Genomic DNA, 25,743 nt, shown 5'->3' with positions numbered 1-25,743 from the left:
ACCATGAACCTTTCGCTGAACGAGCAACTGATGGCCCGCAAGGCCGCCGCCACGCCGCGCGGCGTGGGCGTGATGGGCACCTTCTTCGCCGACCGTGCCGACAACGCCGAACTGTGGGACGTCGAAGGCCGGCGCTACATCGACTTCGCCGGCGGCATCGCGGTGATGAACAGCGGCCACGGCCATCCGAAGGTCGTCGCCGCCATCGAGGCGCAGCTGAGGAAGTTCACCCACACCTGCTACCAGGTGGTGCCCTACGAAAGCTACATCGCGCTGGCCGAGAAGCTCAATGCGCTGACACCGGGCAGCCATGCGAAGAAGACGGCGCTGTTCTCCACCGGCGCCGAGGCCGTCGAAAACGCGGTCAAGATCGCCCGCGCCCACACCAAGCGCGGCGGCGTGATCGCCTTCGGCGGCGCCTTCCACGGCCGCAGCCTGTTCGCCGTGTCGCTGACCGGCAAGGTGGTCCCGTACAAGCTTGGCTTCGGGCCCTTCCCGCCGGAGATCTACCACGCGCCCTTCCCTTGCCACTGCGCGAGCCTCGCCGAGGTGAAGAAGGCCGTGCACGGCATCTTCAAGGCCGACATCGAGCCCAGCCGCGTGGCGGCGATCATCTTCGAGCCGGTGCAGGGCGAAGGCGGCTTCAACGTCATCCAGGCGGAAGCGGTGAAGTGGCTGCGCGAACTTTGCGACGAGCACGGCATCGTGATGATCGCCGACGAGATCCAGACCGGGTTCGGGCGCACCGGCAGGCTGTTCGCGATGGAACACTTCGGCGTGGTGCCGGACCTGATGACCATCGCCAAGAGCCTGGCCGGCGGCGTGCCGCTGTCGGCGGTGACCGGCAAGGCCGAGATCATGGATGCCCCCGCCCCGGGCGGCCTGGGCGGCACCTATGCCGGCAACCCGCTGGCCATCGCCGCGGCGCACGCGATCATCGACGTGATGCGCAACGAGAAGCTGCCCGAGCGTGGGCAGCAGCTGGGCGACCGGCTCAAGGGCGTGCTCGAGTCGATGCGCCAGGAGGTGCCGCAGATCGCCGACGTGCGCGGCCTCGGTGCGATGGTCGCGGTCGAGTTCAACAAGCCGGGCAGCGACGAGCCCGACGCCGATTTCACGAAGAAGGTGCAGGCCGAGGCGCTCAAGCGCCAGCTCATCCTGCTGACCTGCGGCGTCAACGCCAACGTGGTGCGCTTCCTGTTCCCGCTGACCATCCAGCAGCCGGTGTTCGACGAGGCGATGGACGTGCTGCGCGCCGCCTTGCGGGCGGCCGTGGCGTGAGCGGTCATCACAACGTCGAGACCCTGCGCGAGACCCTGGCCGCGCAGGGCGTGCACACGCTGATCGCGCAGTTCACCGACCTGCACGGCGTCGCCAAGGGCAAGTACGTGCCGCTCGACCAGTTGCGCACGCTGGTCGAGACCGGTGCCGGCTTCTCCGGCCCGTCGATCACCGGCACCGGTCTGCCGCGCATGGGCCCGCGCTCCGAGTACTACGGCCGCGGCGATCCGGGCAGCGCCCGCGCCCTGCCCTGGATGCCGGGCTATGCGCGGCTGGCCTGCGACGGCTTCGTCGACGGCCAGCCCTTCGACGGCTGCCCGCGCCAGGTGCTGCGCCGCCAGATCGCGCGCCTGGCCGGTCATGGCTGGACGCTGCAGACCGGCATCGAGCCGGAGTTTTTCCTGCTGCGTCGCACCGAGTCCGCCGTCGTGCCGGCCGATGCGCAGGACCGGCTCGACAAGCCCTCCTACGACCTGAAGAGCCTGTCGCGCCAGCGCGAGTTCCTGCACGAGCTCGCCACCGGGCTGCAGGCCTGTGGTCTGCAGGTGTTCCAGATCGACCACGAGGACGCGCACGGCCAGTACGAGCTGAACTTCCTGCATGCCGACGCCCTGGCGAGCGCCGATCACCTGATGCTGTTCAAGCTCGCCGCGCACACGCTGGCCGAGCGCCACGGCATGCTGTTCTCGATGATGCCCAAGCCCTTCGGCAACCAGCCGGGCAGCGGCATGCACTTCCATGCCTCGCTGTGGAGCGGCGAGCGTTGCCTGTTCGAGGGCGACGAAGGCGAGGCGACGATGCGCCACTTCGTCGGCGGCGTGCTGGCGCACTCGGCTGGGCTCGCCGCGCTGGCCGCGCCGACGGTGAACTCGTACAAGCGACTGGTCGTCGGCGAATCGCTCTCCGGCACGAGCTGGGCGCCGGCCTGCGTCGCGCACGGGCCGAACAACCGTACGGCACTGGTGCGAACGCTCGGCGGCCGCTTCGAGTGGCGGCTGCCCGATGCCTCGGCCAACCCCTATCTCGCCACCGCCGGGCTGATTGCGGCCGGGCTCGACGGCATCGCCCGCCGCACCGATTCCGGTCCGGCCTGCACGGACGACCTGTTCGAGCAGCCGCTTTCGGCCCTGCGCGCGCGTGGCATCGCGCTGCTGCCGCAGCACCTGGGTGAGGCGGTCGACGCGCTGGAGGCCGACGGCGTGCTGTGCGACGCGCTCGGCGAGACGCTGGCGCGCGAGTTCGTCCACGCCAAGCGGTCGGAGTGGATCTCCTACGCGCGCCATGTCAGCGAGTGGGAGATGCGGCGCTACGTCGACCTGTTCTAATCGCGGCCGCGATGAGTGCTCCCGGCGCGGCTGTGCCGCATCCCGTTCCCTGGATCTCCTACCTCTGTCTCGCCTCCGGCATGGCGCTGGTGGGCAGCTACGTGGGCTTGTCCAAGATCCTCGTGCTGGTGCTGCCGATCTTCCTGCTGGCCTGGCTGCGCTTCGGCATCGCCGCGGTGGCGATGGCAGGCTGGGTCAAGCGCGCGCCGGGCGAGGCAGGGCTCGGACCGCACGATCGCTGGCTGCTCTTCCTCGAGTCCTTCTTCGGCAACTTCCTCTTCTCGGTGTGCATGCTGTTCGGCGTGGCACGCACCTCGGCGCTGGCGGCGGGCGTGATCATGGCGGCCATACCCGCCGTGGTGGCGATCCTCTCGCGAATCATCCTGAAAGAACGCATCGCGCCGCGCGTGGCTGCCGGCATCGCCTGCGCGGTGGGCGGCATCGCGCTCGTGTCGCTGGGCAAGCATGCCGGGGCCGACGCGGGCACCCTGTTCGGCAACCTGCTGCTGCTCGGTGCGGTGACCTGCGAGGCGATCTACGTGGTGATCGGCAAGAAGCTCACCGGCAACGTCTCGCCCAAGCGCATCAGTGCCCTGATCAATCTGTGGGGACTGCTGCTGGTGACGCCGCTCGGCCTCTGGCAGGCACTGAGCTTCGACTTCGGCAGTGTCAGCGCGGGTCACTGGTGGCTGCTGATCTTCTACTCGCTCGCGGCGAGCATGGTGACCGTGTGGCTGTGGATGACCGGCCTGAAGCATGTGCCGGCCTCGTCGGCCGGGGTGTTCACGGTGATGCTGCCGGTGGCCGCCGCGGCGGTGGGCGTGGTCTTCCTCGGCGAACGGTTCAGCCCGGCACAGGCCAGCGCCTTCGCGCTGGCGCTGGCCGGCGTGGTGCTGGCCACCTGGCCGGCACGCCGCTGAGGTCGATCGGCAGCGTTCAGGCCTCGGTGGCCACGGCCGCCGGATGGCGCCGCGCCTGCGTGGCCAGGCCCGCCACGGCCGCCGGCGGCAAGTCCTTCAGCTTGTGATCCGACCAGACCTGTCGCCAGCGGCGCGCGCCGGGCTGGCCGTTCCACAGGCCGAGCATATGACGTGCGATGCGTGGCCACGGCTCGCCTTCGCGGACCTCGCGCTCCATGTAGTCGACCATCGCCGCCTCGACCTGCTCGCGCGTGCGTGCCACCGGTTCGGCGCCGAGGAAGAGCGCATCCCAATCGGCCATCAGCCAGGGATGGTGATAGGCCTCGCGGCCGACCATCACGCCTTGCACCCCTTGCGCGAACAGCGACCCGACTTGCGCATTGCTGCTGACGCCGCCATTGAGAACAAAGCGCAGCCGCGGGAAGTCGAGCTGCAGTCGCTGCACGAACTCGTAGCGCAGCGGCGGCACCTCGCGGTTCTCCTTCGGGCTCAGTCCCTTCAGCCAGGCATTGCGAGCATGGACGATGAAGACCTCGCAACCGGCGGCGGCCACGGTGCCGACGAAGTCGCGCACGAAGTCGTAGCTCTCGAAGCGGTCGATGCCGATGCGGTGCTTGACGGTCACGGGAATCGTCACCGCGTCGCGCATCGCCTTCACGCAGTCGGCCACCAGGTGCGGCTCGGCCATCAGGCAGGCGCCGAAGGCGCCGCGCTGCACGCGTTCGCTCGGGCAGCCGCAGTTGAGGTTGACCTCGTCATAACCCCATTGCTCGGCGAGCTTCGCGCCATGCGCGAGATCCGGCCCCTCGCTGCCACCGAGTTGCAGCGCCAGCGGGTGCTCCTCCTCGTTGTAGTCGAGGTGGCGCGGCACGTCGCCATGCAGCAGCGCGCCGGTGGTCACCATCTCGGTGTACAGGCGCGTGCGGTGGGTGATCAGGCGATGGAAGTAGCGGCAGTGCCGGTCGGTCCAGTCCATCATCGGCGCCACGCTGAGGCGCCAGGGTGTTTCGACGCGTGTGGGGGAGTTCACCGGCACGGGTTGGCAAGCTGCGTCTGCGGCCGGCGGCCGCGTTCATGCGTCCATTGTGCGGCATGCGCTGCCCGCGCCGCGCGCGGGGCCCCTACCGGTCCGTCGTGCGCATTCGCGCGCCGGCCATGCCGGCGCGCCACCAGCCGGAGGCCCGCAACTGAAGCCAGGTCGCGCCCGTCGCCGCGCCGATGACGACCAGCAGTTCCACCGCCGAGAGCAGCGACGGACTCGTCGGCTGACCGAAGACCACGCCCCAGGCGAAGAGCGCAAGGACGTGCCACAGGTAGATCCACAACATGTGGCTGGACAGCCAGACGATGGCGGGCGCGGCACGAGGCGACACGTTGACGTCACGCAAGGCAAGGTAGACGAGATGGATGCAAGCGAAGGCGTAGGAGAGGTAGTACGCCGTCGGCGGATACTTCTGCGCCTGCGTGGGGACGAATGCTCCGGTCGCCACGAACTGTGCGAGTGCCAGCACGGCGAACACGACCGTCGAGCCCAGCGCCACCGCGCGCACCTCACCGTCGTTCATCCGCGGCAGTGCCAGCCCGTAGGCGAACAGCAGCACATAGGGCAATGGCGTGAACACGGTATCGTCCATCGTCTCGAGCCAGTAGGCGCCCTCGCTGCCCGCATGCAAGGCGACACGCATCAGTTCGCCGACGGCGTAGACGATGGCCACGCCGGCCAGATAGGCGCGCTGCGATGGGGCTGCACCGTACAGGTGAAGCATGGGCGGCGTGATCAGCGCCACCAGGATGTAGACGCGGAAGATCCAAAGGTAGCCGATGCCGCCCGAGAAGGTGAAGCTGTCGAGCACGTCCTGCCGGCTGAACGGGAACGAGCGTCCAGCCACGAGAGCGGCCACTTCCGCGCACACGAAGAAGATGGCGAGGAACGCCCAGGGCTGCAGGGTCAACTTCGGCAGGCGCCGCCGCAGGAAGGCGACCGCGTCCATCGGCTGCCGCCCGTGCACGACCTGCATGGCCAGGGCCGAGACAACCACCAGCATCGGCGCGCCGAAATTGCGCAGCTGGAAAAGCCACGGAGGCAGCTTCACGTGCGCGGACATGACCACCAGTCCACCGATGACACGGAGCACGTCGATGGACAGATTGCGCTCGGCGTCGCGGTGCATGCGTGGGAAACTATTCCATGTGAACCGTCCTCACTCTAGCCGCTTCGCCTGCAGCGCGGCACATGGGTGCAGCTCGTCCCCCCGGGTCGCGGGGGCGTTGCGCCAGTCTCAGCGCCGCGCCCAGTACCCTGGCCGATGCCGCCACCCCGGTCCTTCGCGATGCCAGGCGGGGGGTACCCAGACGTAGCCCGGACGCGGCGGCTCCCAATGGCCGCTGATCCAGACATGCCGCCCCGCCTGCCACACCCAGTAGCCACCGATCCAGATGTAGCCGACGACCGGCGGGGCACCGATGTATTCGGCCTGCGGCGGCGGCGGCGCGACCGCGACGACCTCGCCGGGACCGGGATAGGGACCGGCCGGCGCGATGACGCAGCCAGCCAGCGACAGCGCCAAGGCGCTGGCAGCGCCTTGCACAATACTTCGACGGGAACGGGACACCATGACGTGCTCCTCGGGGGTTCATGTCCTCGAGCCACCGGACTCGCCCGTCTTCGAGCGCGCGCGGTGCATCCAGACTCGCTTGTGCGACAGCCTCTCGCTGCCGGCCTTGAGCGGAATCAACCGAGGCCAGCAACGCGCGCAATCTGCTGTGCGAATCGTGGCCAGAGCGCCTCGGGAAGATCGTGCCCCATGCCCTCGACGAGGTCGAGACTCGCGCCAGCGATGCGCCGCGCCAGATCGCGGCCGGCTTCGGGCGGCACGAGCGGGTCGGCCAGCCCGTGGATCACCGTCGTCGGCTGGCGGATGGCCCCCAGCAGCGACGTGCGGTCGCCGTCGGCGAGGATGGCCATCAGCTGCCTCGCCGTGGCCGCCGGGCGATAGGCTCGCTTCACCGACATTGCCAGGCGCTCGCGCAGGCCGGCCGGGTCGCTCGGGAAGCCGGGACTTCCGATCACGCCGTAGATGTGCATGAAGTGGTCGACGATGCGGTCGACGTGGCGCGCATCGGCCGGCCGCGACATCAGCGCCATGCGCACCTTCCAGCCCGGCTGAGGCAGGTGGCGCGCGCCGCTGGTGGTCATCATCAGCGTCAGGCTGCGCACGCGCTGCGGATGGCGGGCGGCGAGATGCTGCGCGACCATGCCGCCCATCGATGCGCCGCACACATGCGCGCTGTCCAGGCCCAGCGCCGCGATCAGCGCTGCGGTGTCGTCGGCCAGGTCGCTCAGACGGTACGGGCTGTCGACCGACAGACCGAGCGTGTGGCGCAACGCGCCGGCGGCGACATTGGGCACGCCGAGGTGGTCGAAGCGCTGCGACAGTCCCATGTCGCGGTTGTCGAAGCGGATGACGCGAAATCCCTGCCCGACGAGCAGGTCGACCAGCCCGTCCGGCCAGGCGACCAGCTGCATGCCCAGGCCCATGATCATCACCAGCGGTTCGGCGCCGGGCGGTCCGCGGTCATCCACCTCGAGCGAGATGCCGTTGGCGCTGATCTGCACGAGGCCGTCCTCAGTCCACCTGCGTGCCGCCGGGCGTGCGGTAGAACCAGCGCCGCGCGCCGTGCGGCTCGAAGGGCTTCCAGTGCCCGGCCGGCTGCGCGAGGCGGTCGGCGATCGCGTACAGCGCGAGCGGGTTCATGCCCATGCCCACGTGGCTGGCATGCACCTCGATGTTCTCGGCCAGCGGGCTGGGCGCGACGACGCTGCAGCGCCACGCGACGATGCCGTCGCTGCGTGACCAGATCGAGGTGGTGGGCACCGGAGGCTCGCGGCGGATCTGTCCCATCAGCTCGGCGTCGTGCACCGACTGGCCACTGACCAGTTCGAAGAAGCGCCACGCGTTGGTGGCGCGTGGATGGCCGGTGAAGGGCGTGCCCAGCGTGATCACGCAGCGTATGTGTTCGGGCAGTTCCTTGGCCAGTTCGCGCGCGTAGATGCCGCCCAGGCTCCAGCCGATCAACGTGACCTTGCGCGCGTGCGCGTCGAACAGGTGCCGCACGTCGTGGCTGCAGCGCTCGAGCACGCCCTGGCGCGGGCCGAAGTTGAACCCCTGTCCCCAGGGGTGTGTGACGTAGCCGAGGCCGTCGAGGAAGCGGCGCAGCGGGCCGGTGGTGAAGTCGTTCGCGCCCAGGCCGGGGAACACCAGCACAGGGTGGCCGTCGCCGCGCGGCAGCCTGCGCAGCCAGGGCGTGCTGGCCAGCAGCGCCGCATACTCCCAGGGCGCCCTGCCCTCCATGGCCAGCAGCAGCGCGTTCGGCGCGCGCAGGTCATCGACGTGGAAATGATGATGGTGAAGGTCGGGCTTGAGGCGGGGCATGCGCAGCGACATGTCGGCGATCGCGGCATGTTAGCGGCTGGCCCGCTTCGTCGTTGGAGCGCTTGCCCTAGCCGTGCGTGTCGCCGCGGGGACAGGCTTGGCGCGCTTCTTCGTTGCAGGCGCCTTCTTCGCGACGACCTTCTTTGCCGGCGCCGGTGTTGCCACCTCATGCGCGACCGGCAGTCCCTTGAACTCCTCGAACGCCGTCTCGAGATGCGCCGCGAACTCCGCCACTTCGGGCATCGCCTGTGCGCAGGCGATGATGCCGACGTCGAGCGACTCGTTGTAGGTCTGCACCGTGATGTTCAGCGCCACGCCGTGCACGACGATCGAGGTCGGGTAGTTGGTCAGCATCTTCGCGCCGGCCATGTACAGCGGTACGGTCGGTCCGGGCACGTTGGAGATCACCACGTTGGCCACCGGCGGGATGCGATCGGCCACGCCGGCTCGGCCGTAGATCGCCGTCAGGCCTTCCATCAGCCAGGGCACGCCGATGGACGGGAAGTCGGTGGGCAGCAGGTTCTTCACGCTGCCCACCGTCGCTTTCATCGAGGTGCTCGCCGCCATCACGTGCGCGAGGCGCCTGCGCGCATCGGCGAGGTGCGTGCCCAGGCTGATCAGGCTGATCGAAGCCTGATTGTTCGCCGCGCTGTCGCCTTTCGCGCGCAGCGAGATCGGCACGGCGGCCACCAGGGACTTGCGCGGCAGCGGACCGTGCTTGGCGAAGTGCCGCCGCAGCGCGCCGCTGCACACGAACAGCAGTGCATCGTTCAGGCTGGCGCGATGGCGGCGCCGCACCGCGTTCAGTTCGGCCAGCGGCAGGCTGACGGTGGCGAAGGCGCGCGTGTCGGAGACGGTCGTGTTCAGCCATGTTCGTGGCGCGAGGCCGAGGTTGCTGACGCTGCGCGAGGGCCTGACGCCCTCGCCCTTCAAGCGCGACCACACCGAGGCCGCAGTCTCGCCGACCGCGTCGCCGGCCGACCGCGCCGCCACCTGCGAGATGGCGCCAACGGCTGCGGGAATCGCCTTGACGAGGTTGCCCACCTGCTCCAGCTGGTTGGCCAGTGCGCCGCGCAGCATTTCGGTCATGCCGAGCTGGCCCTTGCGCTCGTGCGCCGGCCGCGCCGGGATGTCCCGCGGCACCGGACTCAGGTCGAGGATGGCTTGCGCCAGAGCCACTGCCGCCTGGCCGTCGACCGATGCATGGTGCAGCTGGGTGTACAGCGCGGCGCGCTTCTCGCCGTTCGGCCCGGGTGCCAGGCCGTCGAACACGTGGAACTTCCACAGCGGCCGGCTGCGGTCGAGCAGCACCGGATGCAGTTCGCCGACCTGCGCCTCCAGCTCGGCCATGCCGCTGCCTGGCGGCAGATCGATGCCGACGATGTGCTCGTCCAGGTCAGGCTCGGCGTCCACCCAGGCCGGCGCAGCGAGATTCAGCGGCATCCATGCGAGCCTGCGGCGCAACACCGGGGCGATGGGGATGCGTGTCGCCATGTGAGCGCGCATGTCGGCGAGGAAGTCGCCGCGGTAGCCTGCCGGCAGCTCGAAGAGATGCAGCGCGCCCACGTGCATGGGCATCTCGGCGGTCTCGAGGTACAGAAAGCTGGCGTCCAGGCCGGACAGCTGTTCCATCGGCATCTCCCTTGGCATCGTGGGGACATGCTATGTCGCGGCCGGCGGCGCGCGCTGAGGGGAAGCCCTGCAGGCCGTGGCTGCCGCCCCGCAGAGCGCACGGGCCGCGCCGGTCGGCTTCTGTGCGCCACCACACGGACATGATGAAGTTCGCCGCCTAAAGTTTCACTGGAGGTTCGCCGGGCCGCCTTGGGCAAGCCTGCTTCCCCGTTTTTCTGTCTCGACTCACTGGAGGTCAGCTTGAAGAAGTTGTTGATCATCGCGACCCTGCTCGCTGCGCCTGCATACGCCGAGACCACGGTGACGCCAGGGCTTTGGGACCTGTACCTGGATCGGAGTCTGCTGCAGGCCGGCCTGGCGTCCGAGCAGGCATGCATCGACGAGGCGACGCGGCGCAACGTGACCCTCACGTACACCTGCCGCACGCGTACCACGGTCGCGGTGACGGCGGAGACGACCAACCCGCCGCCGCCCCCACCTCCGCCGCCGCCCACGGGAGCGGTGACCTACAGCACGAACTTCGATGCAACCGAGCTTCCGTTGAGCGAGGGCGGGAGGTGGTCCAAGGCCAGCAACTCCTGGACCTATGTCCGCACCGCCAACGGCACGGCGTACGGGACCAATGGCATCACCAATTCCTACGACGATTCGGTGGCATTCCTCAGCGGTTTCGGTTCCGACCAGACCATCGAGGCGGTCGTGCAACTGAACCCCGGAACCGTCGGCCCGACACATGAAGTGGAACTGTGGCTGCGTGCACGCGACGACTCGAACAACCTGTGGGGCTACGAAGTCTGCTTCTGGCGCACCGGCCAGGTGCAACTAGGCGTCTGGAACGGCCCCTTCGGTGACGTGCTGAGCATGGACAGCAATCGTTCGGTTCCCTGGACGCAGTCCTCGCCGCTCAAGACGGGCGACCGCATCAAGGCGCAGATCGTCGGCAACACGATCAAGGCCTGGATCAACGATGTTCTGAAGCTGCATGTCGTGCACTCGAAGTACACGAGCGGTCAGCCGGGCATCGGCTTCTTCATTCGCCCCGGAGGCAGCAGCAACCTGCTGACGCTGACCAGCGTCACGGCCTCCTCGGACTGAAGCGCCGGACGGCGTGCGTGGGCCGCGTCAGGACCGGCGCTCGCGCATCGCCAGCAGCTCGTTGCCGGCCAGCGCGCCCAGCACCAGCGCTCCGCCGAGGATGACCGATGCGGCGGGCGCTTCGTTCGCACCGAGCCAGGCCCAGAGCACGCCGAACACCACCTCGAGCAGGCCGAGCAGCGAGATTTCCGGCGCGGCGAGCGAACGCGCGATGGTCACTGCCAGCAGACAGGGGATGGCCAGCTGCACGATGCCGAGCATGGACAGCAGCGCCAGGTCGCGCGCTGTGGCCTCGAAGGGCAGCGAAGGCGGCAAGGTCACCAGCGCGGACAGCAGCGCGCCGATCAGCACGGCCGGCAGCATGTCGCGCTGCGCGGCGCCGCGGTTGTGTTGGATCAGCGTCCAGTTCACCGCGGCGGCGATCGGCACACCGAGCGCGACCACGGTACCGAGCAGATGGCGCGGGTCGCTGCCACTGACCTCGCGGGCGTACATCCAGGCGATGCCGACGCCGGCCAGCACGATCGCGCCCCAGGTGCGGGCGGCGAGACGGTGGCCGAGCGCGAGGCGCGCCGACAAGGCAGTGAACAGCGGCGCGAGCGCCATGGTGACCAGCACGTTGGCCACCGTGGTCAGCGCCAGCGCCATCATGAACGCGGTGTACATCACTGCCCAGCACAGGCCGGACAGCCACAGCGTGCGACCGCCGTCGCGGATCGTGCGTGCGAGCGCGACCGGGCCGCGCAGCCACGACAGCAGCACGAGCAGCGCCATGCCGTTGAACAGGCTGCGCCAAAAGGTCACCTCGAAGCCGCGCGCCGACTCGAAGTGCCGCGACACCACGCCGGCAATGCTCCACATCAGCGTGACGACGACCATCATCAGCACCGCCTTGCGGTGCGTCATCGGCATTGCCGCAGCCTCAGCCGGCACCGGGCCGCCCCAAGCCGGCCGAGCCCTCGCTCGAGCGGCAGGCGCGACGCCAATGGGGGGTTGCCATCCCATCAGGCCGCTTCGCGCGACGCCCGCTTGCGGTCGTGCTCCTTCAGGTGCCGTTTGCGGATGCGGATGCTTTTCGGCGTGATCTCGACCAGTTCGTCGTCGGCAATGAACTCCACCGCGTACTCGAGCGTGAGGATGATCGGCGGCGTGATCTTGATCGCGTCTTCCTTGCCGGAGACGCGGAAGTTGGTCAGCTGCTTGCCGCGCACCGCATTGACCACCAGGTCGTTGTCGCGGCTGTGGATGCCGATGACCATGCCTTCGTACAGCGGGTCGCCCGCCTTCACGAACATGCGGCCGCGGTCGTCGAGTTTGCCCAGCGAATACGTCACCGCCTCACCGTCGTCCTGGCTGATCAGCACCCCGTTCTTGCGGCCTTCGATCTCGCCCTTGAACGGCTCGTAGCCGTCGAAGATGTTGCTGATCAGGCCGGTGCCGCGCGTCAGGTTGAGGAACTCGTTCTGGAAGCCGATCAGGCCGCGTGCCGGGATGCGGTATTCGAGGCGCACCCGGCCCATGCCGTCAGGCTCCATGTTGATGAGCTCGGCCTTGCGCTCGCCCAGGGCCTGCATGACGGCACCCTGGTGCTGGTCCTCCACGTCGGCGGTGACCAGTTCGATTGGCTCGTGGCGCTCTCCGTTGACTTCGTGGAAGACCACGCGCGGCTTACTCACGGCCAGCTCGTAGCCCTCGCGGCGCATGTTCTCCAGCAGGATGGTCAGGTGAAGCTCGCCGCGCCCGGAGACCTCGAAGATGCCGTCCTCGTCCGTCTCCCTGACCTTCAGCGCCACGTTGCTCTGCAACTCGCGCTGCAGCCGGTCCCAGATCTGCCGGCTGGTGACGAACTTGCCCTCGCGCCCGGCCAGCGGACTGGTGTTGACGCAGAAGTTCATCGTCAGCGTCGGCTCGTCGACCTTGAGCATGGGCAGCGGGGCCGGCCGGTCCGGGTCGGTCAGCGTGACGCCGATGCCGATGTTCTCGATGCCGTTGATCAGCACGATGTCGCCCGGGCCGGCCTCGGTGGCCTGCCTGCGCTCCAGGCCCTCGAACTTGAGCACCTGGTTGACGCGCGCGGTGAACGGCGTGCTGTCCGGACCGGCGTAGACGGCCACGTTCTGCATCGGCTTGAGCGTGCCCTGGTTGACCCGCCCGATGCCGATGCGGCCGACGTAGCTGGAGTAGTCCAGCGAGCAGATCTGCAGCTGCAGCGGCGCCTCGGCCGATCCCTCGTGCGCCGGCACGTGCTGCAGGATGGCGTCGAACAGCGGCGCCAGGTCGGTGCCGGTCTCACCCTGCTTGAGCGTCGCCCAGCCGTTCAGGCCGGAGGCGAAGATGACGGGGAAATCGAGCTGCTCCTCGGTGGCGTGCAGCTTGTCGAACAGCTCGAACGTGGCGTTGATGACGTAGTCCGGCCGCGCGCCGGGGCGGTCGACCTTGTTGACCACGACGATCGGCTTGAGGCCCAGCGCCAGCGCCTTCTTCGTGACGAAGCGCGTCTGCGGCATCGGGCCTTCGACCGCGTCGACCAGCAGCAGCACCGAGTCGACCATCGACAGCACGCGCTCGACCTCGCCGCCGAAGTCGGCGTGGCCCGGGGTATCGACGATGTTGACGTGCGTGCCCTTCCACTCCACCGCGCAGTTCTTCGCCAGGATGGTGATGCCGCGCTCGCGCTCGAGGTCGTTGCTGTCCATCACGCGCTCGGCGACCTTCTCGTTCTCGCGGAAGGTGCCGCTCTGGCGCAGCAGCTGGTCGACCAGCGTGGTCTTGCCATGGTCGACGTGGGCGATGATGGCGATGTTGCGGATCTGGCGGGTCATGCGGTTCTTTCAATCAGGAGGCCTTGCACCTCGGTCGGGCTGAGCAGCCTGGTGGAAATCAGTTCGCCGCCGACGATGTGGCCGGCGCCGAGGAAGGCCTGCGGTTCGGGGCCGAACACGCGTACCCGTTGCGCGTCGGCGAGCGCGAGGCGACGCCGCATGCCGGCGAGGAAGCGCGCCGCGTCGTCCGCGCCGAGGCGAACGACGGGGCAGTCGGCAAGCAGTGCGTCGGCGGGCCGCAACTGCGCATCGCGCTCGGCTTCGTCCATCGCCTCCAGCGCATCGAGCGTCAGCGCGCCGTCCAGCGTCAGCGCGCCCGAGCCGGTGCGTCGCAGCGCGACCAGGTGTGCACCGCAGCCGAGCGCCTCGCCGATATCCTCGGCGAGGGTGCGGATGTAGGTGCCCTTGCTGCAGCGCACGTCGAGCATCCAGCAGTCGTGCTCGCCGTCGACGATGTCGATCGCATGGATCGTCACGCGCCGCGGCTCCCGCTCGACCTCGACGCCGGCACGCGCGTATTCGTACAGCGCCCTGCCCTCGTGCTTGAGCGCCGAGTGCATCGGCGGCAACTGCTCGATCTCGCCGGTGAAGCGGTCGCAGGCGGCGCGCAGCACGGCGCGCGTCACGTGGACCGGTCGCTCCCGCAGCACCTCGCCTTCGAGGTCGCCGCCGCGCCGCGTCAGGCCGAGTCTGAGCGTGGCGAGGTATCGCTTGTCGGCATCCAGGCTGATCTGCGAGAACTTGGTCGCCGCGCCGAAGCACAGGGGCAGCAGGCCGCTGGCCAGCGGATCGAGCGTGCCGGTGTGGCCGGCTTTCTCGGCGCGGTAGAGCCGCTTGGCACGCTGCAAGGCATCGTTGCTCGATAGGCCGACCGGCTTGTCGAGCAGCAGCACACCGTGCACGGGACGGCGGACGATGCGGGCGCGCGGCGCGTTCACGGGGCTCAGTCGTCCTTCGCCCGCGTCGCATTGGCCCGGCTGATCAGCAGGTTCAGCTCCGCCGCGCGCTCCGTGGTGCGGTCGAACACGAAATGCAGCGTCGGCACGGTGTGGATCTGCAGCCGCTTGAACAGGCCGTTGCGCAGGTAGCCGGCAGCCTCGTTGAGCGCCGTCTCGCAGTCCTTCGGGTCGCCCACCAGCAGCGAGAAGAACACCTTGGCGTGGGCGTAGTCCGGCGAGACCTCGACGGCATGCAGCGTGACCATGCCGATGCGCGGGTCCTTCAGCTCGCGGATCAGTTCGGCCAGATCGCGCTGGATCTGGTCGGCGATGCGGAAACCGCGGTTGGGGATGGAACGCTTGTGACGCATGGTGTGCTCCTGAAACACAAACCCCGCCTCCTTTTGGAAGGCGGGGCTGGTGACGAGACCGGTACCGCCTTACAAGGTGCGGGCGACTTCCTTGACTTCGAAGAACTCGAGCTGGTCGCCTTCCTTGATGTCGTTGTAGTTCTTCAGCTTGATGCCGCACTCGAAGCCTTCCTTGACCTCTCGCACGTCGTCCTTCAGGCGGCGCACCGACTCGACCTCGCCGGTGTAGATCACCACGTTCTCGCGCAGCAGGCGGAAGCGCGCGCCGCGCCGCACCACGCCCGCAGTGACCATCGAGCCGGCCACTGTGCCGATCTTCGAGGCCACGAACACCTGGCGGATCTCGGCGGTGCCGATCGCCTCCTCGCGCTGCTCGGGCGCGAGCATGCCGGTCATCGCCGCCTTCACCTCGTCGACCGCGTCGTAGATGATGTTGTAGTAGCGGATGTCGACGCCGTTGCTCTCGGCCAGCTTGCGCGCGCCGGCATCGGCACGGGTGTTGAAGCCGATGATGATGGCCTTCGAGGCGATCGCGAGGTTGACATCGCTCTCGCTGATGCCGCCCACCGCAGCGTGCACGATCTGCACCTTGACCTCATCGGTGGAGAGCTTGACCAGCGACTGCGCCAGCGCCTCCTGCGAACCCTGCACGTCGGCCTTGACGATGAGCGGCAAGCTCTGCACTTCGCCCTGGCCCATCTGCTCCATCATCGACTCGAGGTTCGCGGCCTGGCGCTTCGCCAGCTTCACGTCGCGGTACTTGCCCTGCCGGAAAGTGGCGATCTCGCGGGCGCGGCGCTCGTCGGCCAGCACCATGAACTCGTCGCCGGCCTGCGGCACCTCGGTGAGGCCCTGGATCTCGACCGGGATCGACGGACCGGCCTCGGTCGTCGGCTTGCCGTCCTCGTCGAGCATGGCCCGCACGCGCCCGTAGCTGGAACCGGCCAGGACCACGTCGCCGCGCTTGAGCGTGCCGCTCTGCACCAGCACGGTCGCCACCGGACCGCGGCCCTTGTCGAGCTGGGCCTCGATGACCAGTCCCTTGGCCGGCGCTTCCTTGGCCGCCTTGAGTTCCAGCACTTCGGCCTGCAGAAGCACCTGCTCGAGCAGGTTGTCGATGCCCTGGCCGGTCTTGGCCGAGACCGGCACGAACGGCGAATCGCCGCCGAAGTCTTCCGGCACGACCTCCTCGGCCACCAGTTCGCTCTTCAGGCGCTCGACGTTGGCCTCGGGCTTGTCGATCTTGTTCATCGCCACGACGATCGGCACGCCGGCCGCCTTCGCGTGGTGGATGGCTTCCTTGGTCTGCGGCATCACGCCGTCGTCGGCCGCCACCACAAGAATGACGATGTCGGTGGCCTTGGCGCCACGCGCGCGCATCGCGGTGAACGCCGCGTGGCCCGGGGTGTCGAGGAAGGTGATCGTGCCGCGCGGCGTCTCGACGTGATACGCGCCGATGTGCTGCGTGATTCCGCCCGCCTCGCCCGCGGCGACGCGACTGCGGCGGATGAAGTCCAGCAGCGAGGTCTTGCCATGGTCGACGTGGCCCATCACGGTGACCACCGGTGCACGGGAAGTTTCCTCGTGCTGCTGCTCGGCCTGCTCCTCCTCGAGGAAGGCTTCCGGGTCGTCCAGCTTGGCGGCGAAGGCCTTGTGGCCCATCTCCTCGACGACGATCATCGCCGTCTCCTGGTCGAGTTGCTGATTGATGGTGACCATCTGGCCCAGCTTCATCAGCTGCTTGATGACCTCGGAGGCCTTCACCGACATCTTGTGCGCCAGGTCGGCCACCGAGATGGTTTCGGGGATGTGGACCTCCTGCACCTGCTGCTCGACCGGCGCGACAAAGGTCGAGGCCGAGCCCTCACCACGCTCGCCGCGGCGGCCGCCACGCGGCGCCCGCCAGCCGGCACGCGCGCCACCGGCGGCACCGTCGCTGCGACCCTTCAGCGCGGTGCGCTTCTTGGCGGCATCGTCGGCCCAGCTGGACGACAGCTTCTCGGACTTCACCGACTTCTTGTCACCCGGCTTGGCTGCGCCCGGCGCGGCGGTGGTGGCGGGAGCGCCCGGCGCACCCGCCTTCTTGTGGATCGTGCCCTTGATCTCGGTGGCCGGCTTGGCAGGCTCCTCGGGCTTCTTCGCGACGAGCACCTTCTTCGGCGCGTTCATCATCTCGCGGATCGCCCGTGCCTCGGCTTCGGCGGCCTGGCGGCGCTTGGCGAGGTCGGCAGCCTTCTGGGCTTCTTCGTTGGCCACGTCGGCGGCCTTGACGACGCGCAGGGCCGGCTTCGGCGGCTCGGCAGGCACCGCTGCCGGAGCAGCGGGCGCCGCTTCGGCCACCGGCGCCTTGGCGGCTGCCTTCGGCTCGGGCCGCGCGGCAGCGGCTGCCAGCGCGGCGGCGGCTTCCTCGGCGGCCTGGCGTGCCGCCTCGGCGGCACGTGCCTCGGCGGCTTCGCGCTCGCGCTTCTCCTGCTCCTCGCGCAGGCGGCGCTTCTCCGCCAGGTCCTCCTCCTGGCGGCGCAGCAGCTCGGCCTGGGCTCGCGCCTCTTCCTCGCGGCGCTGCAGTTCGGCCTCGTCGATCACCGGCGCGGCGGGCTCCTCGGCGGCAGGCACCTCGTCGCGCTTGACGAAGGTGCGCTTCTTGCGGACCTCGACCTGGATGGTGCGTGCCTTGCCGCTCGCATCGGCCTGCTTGATCTCGCTCGTCGACTTGCGCGTCAGGGTGATCTTCTTGCGCTCGCCGCCAGCGGTGCCGTGCGAACTGCGCAGGAAGTCGAGCAGGCGCTCCTTGTCCGACTCGCTGAGCGTGTCGTCGGCCGACGCCTTCTTGACGCCGGCCGACTGCAGCTGCTCGAGCAGCGCCGCGGCCGGGCGATTGAGCTCGGCGGCGAGTTGGGCGACGGTGGTCGAAGCCATTGTTGAATCCTTGCTTGGTCTAGCTCTGTCGTGTCGGCGCGTCTCGATCAGGCGGTGAACCAGTGTTCACGCGCCTTCATGATGAGTGCCTTGGCCTGCGCGTCGTCGATGCCGGTCATCTCGGTCAACTCGTCGACGGCGAGGTCCGCCAGGTCGTCGCGGGTGTGGATGCCGCCATCGGCGAGCTTGGCGATCAGTTCGGGCATCAGGCCCTTGCCGTCGAATTCGAGGTCACGCAGGTCCTGCGACACCTCGTCGACCCGCTCCTCACGGGCGATCTCCATCGTCAGCAGCGCATCCTTGGCGCGGGTGCGCAGCTCGCTGACGGTGTCCTCGTCGAAGCTCTCGATCTCGAGCATCTCCTGCATCGGGACGTAGGCGACTTCTTCCAGGCTGGTGAAGCCCTCGGCGATGAGGATGTCGGCGACCTCCTCGTCGACGTCGAGCTTCTCGACGAAGAGCTTGCGGATCTGGTCGGTCTCGGCCGCTTGCTTGGAGGCGGACTCCTCGGCGGTCATGATGTTGATGCGCCAGCCGGTCAGCTCGGAGGCCAGGCGCACGTTCTGGCCGCCGCGGCCGATGGCGATGGCCAGGTTCTCCTCGTCCACCACCACGTCCATCGCGTGACGTTCCTCGTCGACGACGATCGACTGCACGTTGGCCGGCGCCAGCGCGCCGATGACGAACTGCGCCGGGTCCTCGGACCACAGCACGATGTCGACGCGCTCGCCAGCCAGCTCGTTGGTCACCGCCGTGACGCGCGAGCCGCGCACGCCGACGCAGGTGCCGATCGGGTCGACGCGCCGATCGTGCGAGACGACGGCGATCTTGGCGCGCGAGCCGGGATCCCGGGCGCAGCTCTTGATCTCCAGCAGCCCTTGCTCGATCTCCGGCACCTCCTGGCGGAACAGCTCGATCATGAAGCCCGGCGCCGAACGCGACAGGATGATCTGCGGCCCGCGCAGCGTCGGGTCGACCTCGAGGATGAAGGCGCGAACTCGGTCACCGCTGCGCAGGTTCTCCTTCGGGATCATTTCGCTGCGGCGCAGGCGCCCTTCGACGCGACCGGACTCGACCACGATGTCGCCCTTGTCCAGGCGCTTGACGGTGCCGACGAAGATCTTGTCGCCGCGCGACAGGAAGTCGTTGAGCAGTTGCTCGCGCTCGGCATCGCGGATCTTCTGCAGGATCACCTGCTTGGCTGCTTGCGCGCCGATGCGGCCGATCGACACCGACTCGACCGGCTCCTCGATGTAGTCGTCGACCTCGATGTCCGGGATCTGTTCCTTGGCCTCGAACAGCAGGATCTCGGAGTCGGGCAGTTGCAGGCCGGCCTCATCGGGCACCACATGCCAGCGGCGGAAGGTCTCGTACTCGCCGCTCTCGCGGTCCACCGACACGCGCATGTCGACTTCGCCGCCGTGCAGCTTCTTCGACGCCGAGGCGAGCGCGGCCTCCACCGCACCGAACACCACCTCGCGATCCACGCTCTTCTCGCGCGAGATGGCGTCCACCAGCATCAACAATTCGCGGTTCATCGCTCACGACCTCCGTCAACCTCTTGTCCGGGCGCGGCTGCATCGGCGGGCGCTTCAGCGGGCGCGACACGGCGCCCCTTGAAGTCGACCACCGGCACCAGCCGGGCCTCGCGCACTTCGTCGAGTGAAAAATCCAGTGCCTGATCCGTCTTGCCGTCGTTGAAGACGATGCGCCAGCCGGTGGCCTCCCCGTCCTGCCAGGCCTGCAGCACGCCGCTGTACTTCTTGCGCCCCTGGAAGGCCTGCTTCAGCGTCAACTCGACCGCCGAGCCGGCGAAGCGGGCGTAGTCCGCGGGCTTCTTCAGCGGGCGATCGAGCCCGGGCGACGAGACCTCGAGCCGCGCGTAGGCGCAATTCTCGACCTCGAGCACGTGCTGCAGTTGCCGCGTGACCTTCTCGCAGTCGTCGACGGTGATGAACTCACCGTTCGGATCTCCGGCGACGCGATCAATGTAGACGCGCAGCAAGCCCCCGGCACTGCGGTCGGTGTCCACGAGCTCATAGCCCAGACCGGTCACGGTGCGTTCGACGGCGCTCTGCCAACTCGTCACAGGGTCATCAACCTTTGCCAAGGATGTCGCGGTTCTCTCAACAGCCAAAAAACGTTCGAGCAAAAAAAATGGGCTGGAAGAATCCGCCCACGCAGCTTTCTCGAAAACGGCAGATTGTAGCGTGCCTCCGGATTACAGGCAAGCCAAGCGACTGTCAAGAGCCCATGCCGGGCAGGTCGGCCATGCCAAAATCCGACCCCTTCCATCCACAACCCACCGCGCGGAGACTCCATGGGCTTTCTTGCCGGCAAGCGCCTCCTGATCACCGGCCTGCTGAACAACCGTTCGATCGCCTACGGCATCGCCCGCGCCTGCCACCGTGAAGGCGCGGAACTGGCCTTCAGCTACCAGGGCGAGCGTTTCAAGGAGCGCATCGCCGAATTCGCTGCCGAGTTCGGCTCCACGCTGACCTTCGACTGCGATGTCGCCGATGATGCGCAGATCGACGCGCTGTTCGCGCAGCTCGGCGAGCGCTGGCCGGATTTCGACGGCTTCGTGCACTCGATCGGCTTCGCGCCCCGCGAGGCGATCGGCGGTGACTTCCTCGATGGCCTGACGCGCGAGAACTTCCGCATCGCCCACGACATCTCGGCCTACAGCTTCCCGGCGATGGCCAAGGCGGCGCTGCCGCGGCTGCGTACGGGTGCGTCGCTGCTGACGCTGAGCTACCTCGGCGCGGTGCGCTACGTGCCCAACTACAACACCATGGGCCTGGCCAAGGCCTCGCTGGAGTCGAGCGTGCGCTACCTGGCGCACAGCCTGGGCGGGCGCGGCATCCGCGTCAACGGCATCTCGGCCGGCCCGATCAAGACGCTCGCCGCCTCGGGCATCAAGGACTTCGGCAAGCTGCTGACCGACTTTGCCGCGATGGCGCCGATCCGCCGCGCGGTGACGATCGAGGACGTCGGCAATGCCGCCGCCTTCCTGCTGTCGGACTTGGCCTCTGGCATCAGCGCCGAGATCACCTACGTGGACGGCGGCTTCAGCCAGGTGATGGCCGGCTCGGGCGACGCCTGAACCGTCGCCCGTTGGCGGCCGCCACCGCTCACAGCGCCTGGAGGATCTCCCGGCGCTTCTGCTGATACTCCTCCTCGCTGATCAACCCGCGCTCGCGCAGGCGCTTGAGCGTGAGCAGGCGCTGCTCGATCTCGTCGGCCGAGGCCGGTGCGGCCGGCCGTGGCGGGGCGGGCGGCGCGGCCGGCGCCAGCTGCTGCGGGGGCACGGCGGGTGCCGCGGCAGGCAGCACGACGGGGGGCGGTGCCACGGCGGGCGCCGGGGCGCGGTTGAGCGGAATCGCCAGCCAGTCGGCGCGCCGCTGCGCGGCGGACGGATCCTGCACAGAAGCCAGCCCCGGCTTGTTGCGCGAACCGAAGGTGAAGGTCGGCGTGATGCGCGAACCGATGTAGGCATCGACGAAATCCCGCCTCGCCTCGTGCACGATCAGATGCAGCGCATCGCCATGCACGAACAGCCGCGCGGTCAGGCCCAGCGGCGCGCGCAGCACGCCCTCGCCGCGCCGGTGCGTGCTCAGCAGCAGCAGATCTTCGTCCGGACCGACCGAGGCCAGTGCTTCGGACAAGGGCTCGATCAGGTCGTTCAGCTCGTCGGGCGCGAACAACGGTTGCGTGCCCCTGCTGGTCACCAGCCGTACCGGCGCGAGCAACTGGCGGATCGTTTCCGGCGCGAAACGCGCCGGGTGCTGGCTGGCCGGCGCGCCGGCTTCGCGTTCGGCGCGCTGGATGGCGGTGAACTCGCCGATGCGCCAGACACGCTGGCTCGACGCTTCGGCCGGCTTGTCCGGCTGACTCTTCTTCGCGCCGAACAGGAAGTCCGTCCAGGCGGCATGAGCCGAGGGGATCGCCAGCGTCGCACTGGCGCAGAGGATCGCAGGCGCAATCCAGCGCGGGGCAGAGGTCACGAGAGCGTCTCCGGTGATGCCGGCACCGGGCCGGACGTTGTGGTCAAAGGTCTTCAAGCGCCCGCGCCGCACCGAGCAGCGCCGGCGATGTGCTCGCCTGCACGACGTAGGTCGGGATGCCGCGCAGGTAGTCGCGGAATCTCCCCTTCGCCTCGAAACGCTCGCGGAACGAGGATCGATCGATGCGGTCGCCGAGGCGCGGGACGATGCCGCCGCCAATGTACATGCCACCGCGCGCCCCCAGCGACAGGGCCAGGTTGCCGGCCACGGTGCCGAGGAAGGAGAAGAACAGTTCAACCGCCTGCGCACAGCGGGCGTCGCCGCCGGGCCCGGACAGGCGCGTGATCTCCACCGCATCGAGCGCCTGAGGCACCGCGCCGTCGATCTCGCACAGCGCGACGTAGAGGTTGATCAGTCCCGGGCCGGACAGGGCACGCTCCGCCGAGGCGTGGCCGAAGCGGCTGCGCAGGTGCCCGATCACCGCATCCTCCAGGGGCTCGGTTGCCGCCAGGGTGACGTGGCCGCCCTCCCCGTTGATCGGAATCGCACTGCGCCCGCCGTGTGCCGGCAACAGCCCTGACACCCCCAGTCCGGTGCCGGGACCGAGCAGCCCGATCGGCGCCTGGGCCGCAGGCTCGCCAGGCCCCACCTGACGCCGGTCGCTCGCCGACAGCGCCGGCAGCGCCAACGCCAGCGCGGTGAAGTCGTTGAGCACCAGGAAGCGCTCCATGCCGAATCGCGCCTTGACCTCGCCGATCGAAAACGACCAGTCGTGGTTGGTCATGCGCACCAGATCACCCAGCACCGGGTTCGCAATGCCGATGGCGCACCACTTTGGCGACGGCAGCGCGTGCTGGTCCAGGTAGTGCTGCATGGCGTCCTGCAGCGAGGCATGTTCGGCGCAGCGGTAGCTGGCAATCCTGCCGGGCGCTTCGCCCGGCGCGGCCAGCCAGGCAAAGCGCGCGTTGGTGCCGCCGATGTCGCCGAGCAATCGCGGATGGGTGAGGTTCGGGTCGTCGTGCAAGGCCATGGTCATCACTCGTCGTGTCGCGGGTTCTTCCGAGAAGCATTGAGCAAGCTTCGCGCCGGTGGCACCACCCGTCGCCCAGCATCGAGGGAACTCGGAATGTAGCCAAACTACTCACGCAAGACAATGAAGAGAAGAACCTTGTCGCGCGACGCTCCTTCGTGCCGCATGAATCGCTTTGAGCGTATCTACAACACTGGTGCAAACCCTCGTTCACCCCCTGTAGTCTCACTACTAAAGTCCGGCCTGCTTTGAAACTACGCGATGTCCTGTAGTCGCACTACTTGCCGTGAAGCGCGCCGCACGACCCACCTGTCGACTCCTGCCGCCCATTCACGTCCACCGATTTCCCGGAAGAGCGAGTTGGCGCCGCCCCGCAAGGGGCGGCGCGTGTTTTCCCGCCGCCGGACCCACGTTCTCCCCGACCGGAAGCTGCACCCCTCGCTGAGGTGCGCAGTCCCGGCTTCAGTCCCCCCCAAGCACAACCTCTGAGGAGTCAAGTCGATGCACAACAAGTTCAAGAGACTGGCCGTCGCCGCTGCCGCGGCGAGCGCCTTTGTCGTTCCCGCGGTGCACGCCGAAGGCGTGGAATTCCACGGCTACCTGCGCTCGGGCGTGGGCACCACCAGCGAGGGCGGCGACCAGAAGTGCTTCCAGATCGCCCCCACCAAGTACCGCCTCGGCAACGAGTGCGAGACCTACGGTGAACTGGCCCTGTCGGCGCCGTTCGGCAAGTCCGATGGCCCTTGGGCCAAATACAACATCATGCTGGCCACCATCGAGAACAACGGCCAGAGCGACTTCGAAGCGGTCGAGGGTGACAAGTACTCCATCGCCAGCCGGCAGAACTTCTTCCAGGCCGGTGGCTTCTTCGGCAAGGGAGCCATGGAAGACGCCAAGATCTGGATCGGCAAGCGCTACTACAACCGCCACGACGTCCACATCAGCGACTACTTCTACTGGAACAACAGCGGCCTGGGTGCCGGCATCGAGGACATCAACACCGGTCCGGCCAAGCTGGCGTTCGCCTACCACCAGAACGGCAACGGCAACAACACGTTGAGCACGCGCCGCCTGTCGGCGCGGTTCTACGACATCGACGTCAACCCGAACGGCAAGCTCGAGGGCGAGTTCGCCTACGTGACCGGCAGCACCGCCGACAAGACGCCGACCGCGCCGAACGAGGGCTCCGGCTGGGCGTTGTTCCTCGAGCACACGCAGAGCGGCATCCTGAACGGCTTCAACAAGTTGGCTTTCGTCTACGGCACGGACGACGCCGCCGGCGGCGACTGGAACCCGACCTACTCGACAGCCGACGATGGTCGCGACGGCTGGAAGGAATTCCGCGTCATCGACCAGATGTACGTCGACCTGAAGAACGGCTGGTCGGGCATGGGCACGGTGGTGTACTCGCAAGTGAAGGACGGCGCTGGCAACAAGGTGAAGTGGTTCAGCATCGGCGCCCGCCCGCAGTACAACTTCACGCCCAACCTCAGCGTCGCGGTCGAAGGCGGGTTTGACCAAGTCAAGGTCAACGATCAGACGGCCAAGCTGGCCAAGCTGACGGTGGCGCCGCAATACACGCTGTCCGGCGGCTTCTGGGCGCGTCCGGCCTTCCGCGCCTTCGCCACCTACGCCAAGTGGAACGACAACGCCGGGGCCCTGGGCGGCGGCGTGTTCGCGCCGGACAAGAACGGCATGACCTACGGCGTGCAGGTCGAGGCCTGGTGGTGATCTGAGCCGCGGGACGGTGCGCGGACGGCCACGAGCCGTCCGCTGCATCGCAAGGCGCTCAGAGCGAACGGCGCCACTGCGCCGTTCCCCCTGCGTGTCGAACGCGTCACCTTTGCGCAGCACTCCATGGCCAACCTGCTCCTCAAGTCGCTGAAGAAGGCCTTCGGCGACGCAGTGATCATCCCGGGCATCGACCTGGAGATCCGCGACGGCGAGTTCATCGTCTTCGTCGGTCCTTCGGGCTGCGGCAAGTCCACCGTGCTGCGCTGCATCGCCGGCCTCGAGGACATCACCAGCGGCGAGCTGTACATCGGCGGCGAGCTCGTCAACGACGTGCCGCCTGCCAAGCGCGGCATCGCGATGGTGTTCCAGAGCTACGCGCTCTACCCGCACATGACGGTGGCGGAGAACATGGCCTTCGGCCTGCGCCTGGCCGGCTTCTCGAAGGACGAGATGAAGGCGGCGGTGGCACGTGCCGCGCAGATCCTGCAGATCGAGCATCTGCTCGAGCGCAAGCCCAAGGCGCTGTCGGGCGGCCAACGCCAGCGCGTGGCGATCGGCCGCGCCATCGTGCGCAAGCCCGGCGTGTTCCTGTTCGACGAGCCCTTGTCCAACCTCGACGCCGCCCTGCGCGTACAGATGCGCGTCGAGCTGTCGCGGCTGCACAAGGAGCTGAAGACGACGATGATCTACGTCACGCACGACCAGGTCGAGGCGATGACGCTGGCCAACCGCATCGTCGTGCTGAACAAGGGCGCGATCGAGCAGGTGGGCACGCCGATGGAGCTGTACCACACGCCGGTGAACCAGTTCGTCGCTGCCTTCATCGGCAGCCCGAAGATGAACCTCATTCCCGGCGAGCTGGTGTCGGCCACGCCGACCCTGGCGACCGTCAAGCTGTTCGAGGGCAGCGTCGTGCACGTGGGCGCCGACGCCACCTCGCTCGCACCGGGTGCGAAGGTCACCGTCGGCGCGCGGCCCGAGCACATCGATGCCAGCAAGGAGCAGCCCGCCGAGAACGCCGTGAAGGGCCACGTGCAGCTCGCCGAGCACCTGGGCGACACGATCTTCCTGCACGCCACGCTCGCCGGCGCGACCGAGGCGATGACCATCCGGACGCACCCCGACAACCCGGTCGATACCGGCGACATGGCGTGGCTCAGCCTGCCGCCGGCGCACTGCTTTCTGTTCAACGAGCAGGGCAAGACCCTGCCGCGTGCGGCCGGCTAGGGCCGCCGCCGA

General features: G+C 68.5%; 22 protein-coding genes. 7 read left to right on the top strand and 15 right to left on the bottom strand.

All coding sequences use genetic code 11. From position 1 onward, the window contains the following. The first annotated feature begins 3 nt into the window (after positions 1 to 3). From gabT to Q0599_RS02180, 3 genes are read left to right on the top strand one after another with little or no spacing between them, the layout of a single operon-like run. Entirely contained in the window at positions 4 to 1,281 is a 1,278-nt protein-coding gene (gabT, locus tag Q0599_RS02190) for a 4-aminobutyrate--2-oxoglutarate transaminase (RefSeq protein ID WP_298825002.1), read from the top strand. Then, positions 1,278 to 2,606: a type III glutamate--ammonia ligase gene (glnT, locus tag Q0599_RS02185; protein WP_298825000.1), complete on the top strand. Its 1,329-nt coding sequence runs from the start codon at positions 1,278 to 1,280 to the stop codon at positions 2,604 to 2,606. The genes gabT and glnT overlap by 4 nt, the downstream gene beginning before the upstream one ends. A gap of 11 nt (positions 2,607 to 2,617) precedes the next feature. Further along, entirely contained in the window at positions 2,618 to 3,526 is a 909-nt protein-coding gene (locus Q0599_RS02180) for a DMT family transporter (RefSeq protein WP_298824997.1), read from the top strand. 16 nt (positions 3,527 to 3,542) lie between these two features. On the opposite strand, the gene dusA is transcribed toward Q0599_RS02180, so the two are convergent. The 6 genes from dusA to Q0599_RS02150 form a co-directional block, all read right to left on the bottom strand. Continuing rightward, positions 3,543 to 4,556 (bottom strand): tRNA dihydrouridine(20/20a) synthase DusA, encoded by a 1,014-nt coding sequence (gene dusA, locus Q0599_RS02175; RefSeq protein WP_298824994.1) that lies wholly within the window; start codon positions 4,554 to 4,556, stop codon positions 3,543 to 3,545. A gap of 91 nt (positions 4,557 to 4,647) precedes the next feature. Beyond that, positions 4,648 to 5,697, bottom strand: coding sequence for an acyltransferase (locus Q0599_RS02170; protein WP_298824991.1), 1,050 nt, complete (start codon positions 5,695 to 5,697; stop codon positions 4,648 to 4,650). 108 nt (positions 5,698 to 5,805) lie between these two features. Beyond that, a complete protein-coding gene (locus Q0599_RS02165; RefSeq protein WP_298824988.1) occupies positions 5,806 to 6,141 on the bottom strand; it encodes a hypothetical protein in 336 nt (111 codons plus the stop codon). A 116-nt stretch (positions 6,142 to 6,257) separates the two neighbouring features. Beyond that, a complete protein-coding gene (locus Q0599_RS02160) occupies positions 6,258 to 7,142 on the bottom strand; it encodes an alpha/beta fold hydrolase (RefSeq protein WP_298824985.1) in 885 nt (294 codons plus the stop codon). 10 nt (positions 7,143 to 7,152) lie between these two features. Beyond that, entirely contained in the window at positions 7,153 to 7,971 is an 819-nt protein-coding gene (locus Q0599_RS02155) for an alpha/beta hydrolase (protein ID WP_298824981.1), read from the bottom strand. A gap of 18 nt (positions 7,972 to 7,989) precedes the next feature. Continuing rightward, complete coding sequence (locus Q0599_RS02150; RefSeq protein ID WP_298824978.1) at positions 7,990 to 9,591, bottom strand: wax ester/triacylglycerol synthase family O-acyltransferase; 1,602 nt, start codon at positions 9,589 to 9,591, stop codon at positions 7,990 to 7,992. A 252-nt stretch (positions 9,592 to 9,843) separates the two neighbouring features. Here Q0599_RS02150 and Q0599_RS02145 point away from each other — a divergent pair, with 252 nt between their 5' ends. Next, positions 9,844 to 10,686, top strand: a complete 843-nt coding sequence (locus tag Q0599_RS02145) for a hypothetical protein (protein WP_298824975.1) — start codon at positions 9,844 to 9,846, stop codon at positions 10,684 to 10,686. 27 nt (positions 10,687 to 10,713) lie between these two features. On the opposite strand, the gene Q0599_RS02140 is transcribed toward Q0599_RS02145, so the two are convergent. The 7 genes from Q0599_RS02140 to rimP all read right to left on the bottom strand — a co-directional run bounded on the left by Q0599_RS02140 (position 10,714) and on the right by rimP (position 19,822). Continuing rightward, positions 10,714 to 11,598, bottom strand: a complete 885-nt coding sequence (locus Q0599_RS02140) for a DMT family transporter (protein ID WP_298824972.1) — start codon at positions 11,596 to 11,598, stop codon at positions 10,714 to 10,716. A gap of 92 nt (positions 11,599 to 11,690) precedes the next feature. Next, positions 11,691 to 13,508 (bottom strand): translational GTPase TypA, encoded by a 1,818-nt coding sequence (gene typA, locus Q0599_RS02135; RefSeq protein WP_298824969.1) that lies wholly within the window; start codon positions 13,506 to 13,508, stop codon positions 11,691 to 11,693. Beyond that, positions 13,505 to 14,446: a tRNA pseudouridine(55) synthase TruB gene (gene truB, locus Q0599_RS02130; protein WP_298824966.1), complete on the bottom strand. Its 942-nt coding sequence runs from the start codon at positions 14,444 to 14,446 to the stop codon at positions 13,505 to 13,507. The genes typA and truB overlap by 4 nt, the downstream gene beginning before the upstream one ends. A 5-nt stretch (positions 14,447 to 14,451) precedes the next feature. Continuing rightward, the gene (gene rbfA / locus Q0599_RS02125; RefSeq protein ID WP_298824963.1) at positions 14,452 to 14,817 is read right to left on the bottom strand and encodes a 30S ribosome-binding factor RbfA; all 366 of its coding nucleotides are present in this window, start codon (positions 14,815 to 14,817) and stop codon (positions 14,452 to 14,454) included. A gap of 69 nt (positions 14,818 to 14,886) precedes the next feature. Continuing rightward, entirely contained in the window at positions 14,887 to 17,733 is a 2,847-nt protein-coding gene (gene infB, locus Q0599_RS02120) for a translation initiation factor IF-2 (RefSeq protein WP_298824960.1), read from the bottom strand. A 47-nt stretch (positions 17,734 to 17,780) separates the two neighbouring features. Continuing rightward, positions 17,781 to 19,271, bottom strand: coding sequence for a transcription termination factor NusA (gene nusA, locus Q0599_RS02115; protein ID WP_298824957.1), 1,491 nt, complete (start codon positions 19,269 to 19,271; stop codon positions 17,781 to 17,783). Then, positions 19,268 to 19,822, bottom strand: a complete 555-nt coding sequence (gene rimP / locus Q0599_RS02110; RefSeq protein ID WP_298825116.1) for a ribosome maturation factor RimP — start codon at positions 19,820 to 19,822, stop codon at positions 19,268 to 19,270. Before rimP ends, nusA begins: the two co-directional genes overlap by 4 nt. Before the next feature lie 231 nt (positions 19,823 to 20,053). Here rimP and fabI point away from each other — a divergent pair, with 231 nt between their 5' ends. Further along, the gene (gene fabI, locus Q0599_RS02105) at positions 20,054 to 20,839 is read left to right on the top strand and encodes an enoyl-ACP reductase FabI (RefSeq protein WP_298824954.1); all 786 of its coding nucleotides are present in this window, start codon (positions 20,054 to 20,056) and stop codon (positions 20,837 to 20,839) included. A 28-nt stretch (positions 20,840 to 20,867) separates the two neighbouring features. Here fabI and Q0599_RS02100 read toward each other — a convergent pair whose 3' ends face one another. Together Q0599_RS02100 and glk are read right to left on the bottom strand one after the other, a co-directional pair. Then, positions 20,868 to 21,740 carry an SHOCT domain-containing protein gene (locus Q0599_RS02100; RefSeq protein ID WP_298824951.1) on the bottom strand — a complete coding sequence of 291 codons (873 nt, stop codon included), beginning with the start codon at positions 21,738 to 21,740 and terminating at the stop codon, positions 20,868 to 20,870. A gap of 43 nt (positions 21,741 to 21,783) precedes the next feature. Further along, positions 21,784 to 22,770, bottom strand: coding sequence for a glucokinase (gene glk / locus Q0599_RS02095; RefSeq protein ID WP_298824948.1), 987 nt, complete (start codon positions 22,768 to 22,770; stop codon positions 21,784 to 21,786). Between the two features lie 501 nt (positions 22,771 to 23,271). Between glk and Q0599_RS02090 the strand changes: the two genes are divergently transcribed. After that, positions 23,272 to 24,501 carry a carbohydrate porin gene (locus Q0599_RS02090; protein WP_298824945.1) on the top strand — a complete coding sequence of 410 codons (1,230 nt, stop codon included), beginning with the start codon at positions 23,272 to 23,274 and terminating at the stop codon, positions 24,499 to 24,501. Between the two features lie 126 nt (positions 24,502 to 24,627). Next, a complete protein-coding gene (locus tag Q0599_RS02085) occupies positions 24,628 to 25,731 on the top strand; it encodes an ABC transporter ATP-binding protein (RefSeq protein ID WP_298824942.1) in 1,104 nt (367 codons plus the stop codon). Positions 25,732 to 25,743: the final 12 nt, after the last annotated feature.

Source organism: uncultured Piscinibacter sp. (assembly GCF_937952055.1).
Lineage (GTDB): Bacteria > Pseudomonadota > Gammaproteobacteria > Burkholderiales > Burkholderiaceae_C > Piscinibacter.
The sequence above is the reverse complement of the archived record's forward strand: the minus strand, read 5'-3'. Positions and strand labels throughout refer to the sequence as shown.

What these genes read in the sequence shown, in the direction of transcription:
- gabT (WP_298825002.1), top strand. Translation starts at nt 4, where the DNA reads ATGAACCTTTCGCTGAACGAGCAACTGATGGCCCGCAAGGCCGCCGCC.
- Q0599_RS02180 (WP_298824997.1), top strand. Translation starts at nt 2,618, where the DNA reads ATGAGTGCTCCCGGCGCGGCTGTGCCGCATCCCGTTCCCTGGATCTCC.
- Q0599_RS02170 (WP_298824991.1), bottom strand. Translation starts at nt 5,697, where the DNA reads ATGCACCGCGACGCCGAGCGCAATCTGTCCATCGACGTGCTCCGTGTC.
- Q0599_RS02165 (WP_298824988.1), bottom strand. Translation starts at nt 6,141, where the DNA reads ATGGTGTCCCGTTCCCGTCGAAGTATTGTGCAAGGCGCTGCCAGCGCC.
- Q0599_RS02155 (WP_298824981.1), bottom strand. Translation starts at nt 7,971, where the DNA reads ATGTCGCTGCGCATGCCCCGCCTCAAGCCCGACCTTCACCATCATCAT.
- Q0599_RS02150 (WP_298824978.1), bottom strand. Translation starts at nt 9,591, where the DNA reads ATGGAACAGCTGTCCGGCCTGGACGCCAGCTTTCTGTACCTCGAGACC.
- Q0599_RS02140 (WP_298824972.1), bottom strand. Translation starts at nt 11,598, where the DNA reads ATGCCGATGACGCACCGCAAGGCGGTGCTGATGATGGTCGTCGTCACG.
- typA (WP_298824969.1), bottom strand. Translation starts at nt 13,508, where the DNA reads ATGACCCGCCAGATCCGCAACATCGCCATCATCGCCCACGTCGACCAT.
- rbfA (WP_298824963.1), bottom strand. Translation starts at nt 14,817, where the DNA reads ATGCGTCACAAGCGTTCCATCCCCAACCGCGGTTTCCGCATCGCCGAC.
- infB (WP_298824960.1), bottom strand. Translation starts at nt 17,733, where the DNA reads ATGGCTTCGACCACCGTCGCCCAACTCGCCGCCGAGCTCAATCGCCCG.
- nusA (WP_298824957.1), bottom strand. Translation starts at nt 19,271, where the DNA reads ATGAACCGCGAATTGTTGATGCTGGTGGACGCCATCTCGCGCGAGAAG.
- fabI (WP_298824954.1), top strand. Translation starts at nt 20,054, where the DNA reads ATGGGCTTTCTTGCCGGCAAGCGCCTCCTGATCACCGGCCTGCTGAAC.
- glk (WP_298824948.1), bottom strand. Translation starts at nt 22,770, where the DNA reads ATGGCCTTGCACGACGACCCGAACCTCACCCATCCGCGATTGCTCGGC.
- Q0599_RS02090 (WP_298824945.1), top strand. Translation starts at nt 23,272, where the DNA reads ATGCACAACAAGTTCAAGAGACTGGCCGTCGCCGCTGCCGCGGCGAGC.
- Q0599_RS02085 (WP_298824942.1), top strand. Translation starts at nt 24,628, where the DNA reads ATGGCCAACCTGCTCCTCAAGTCGCTGAAGAAGGCCTTCGGCGACGCA.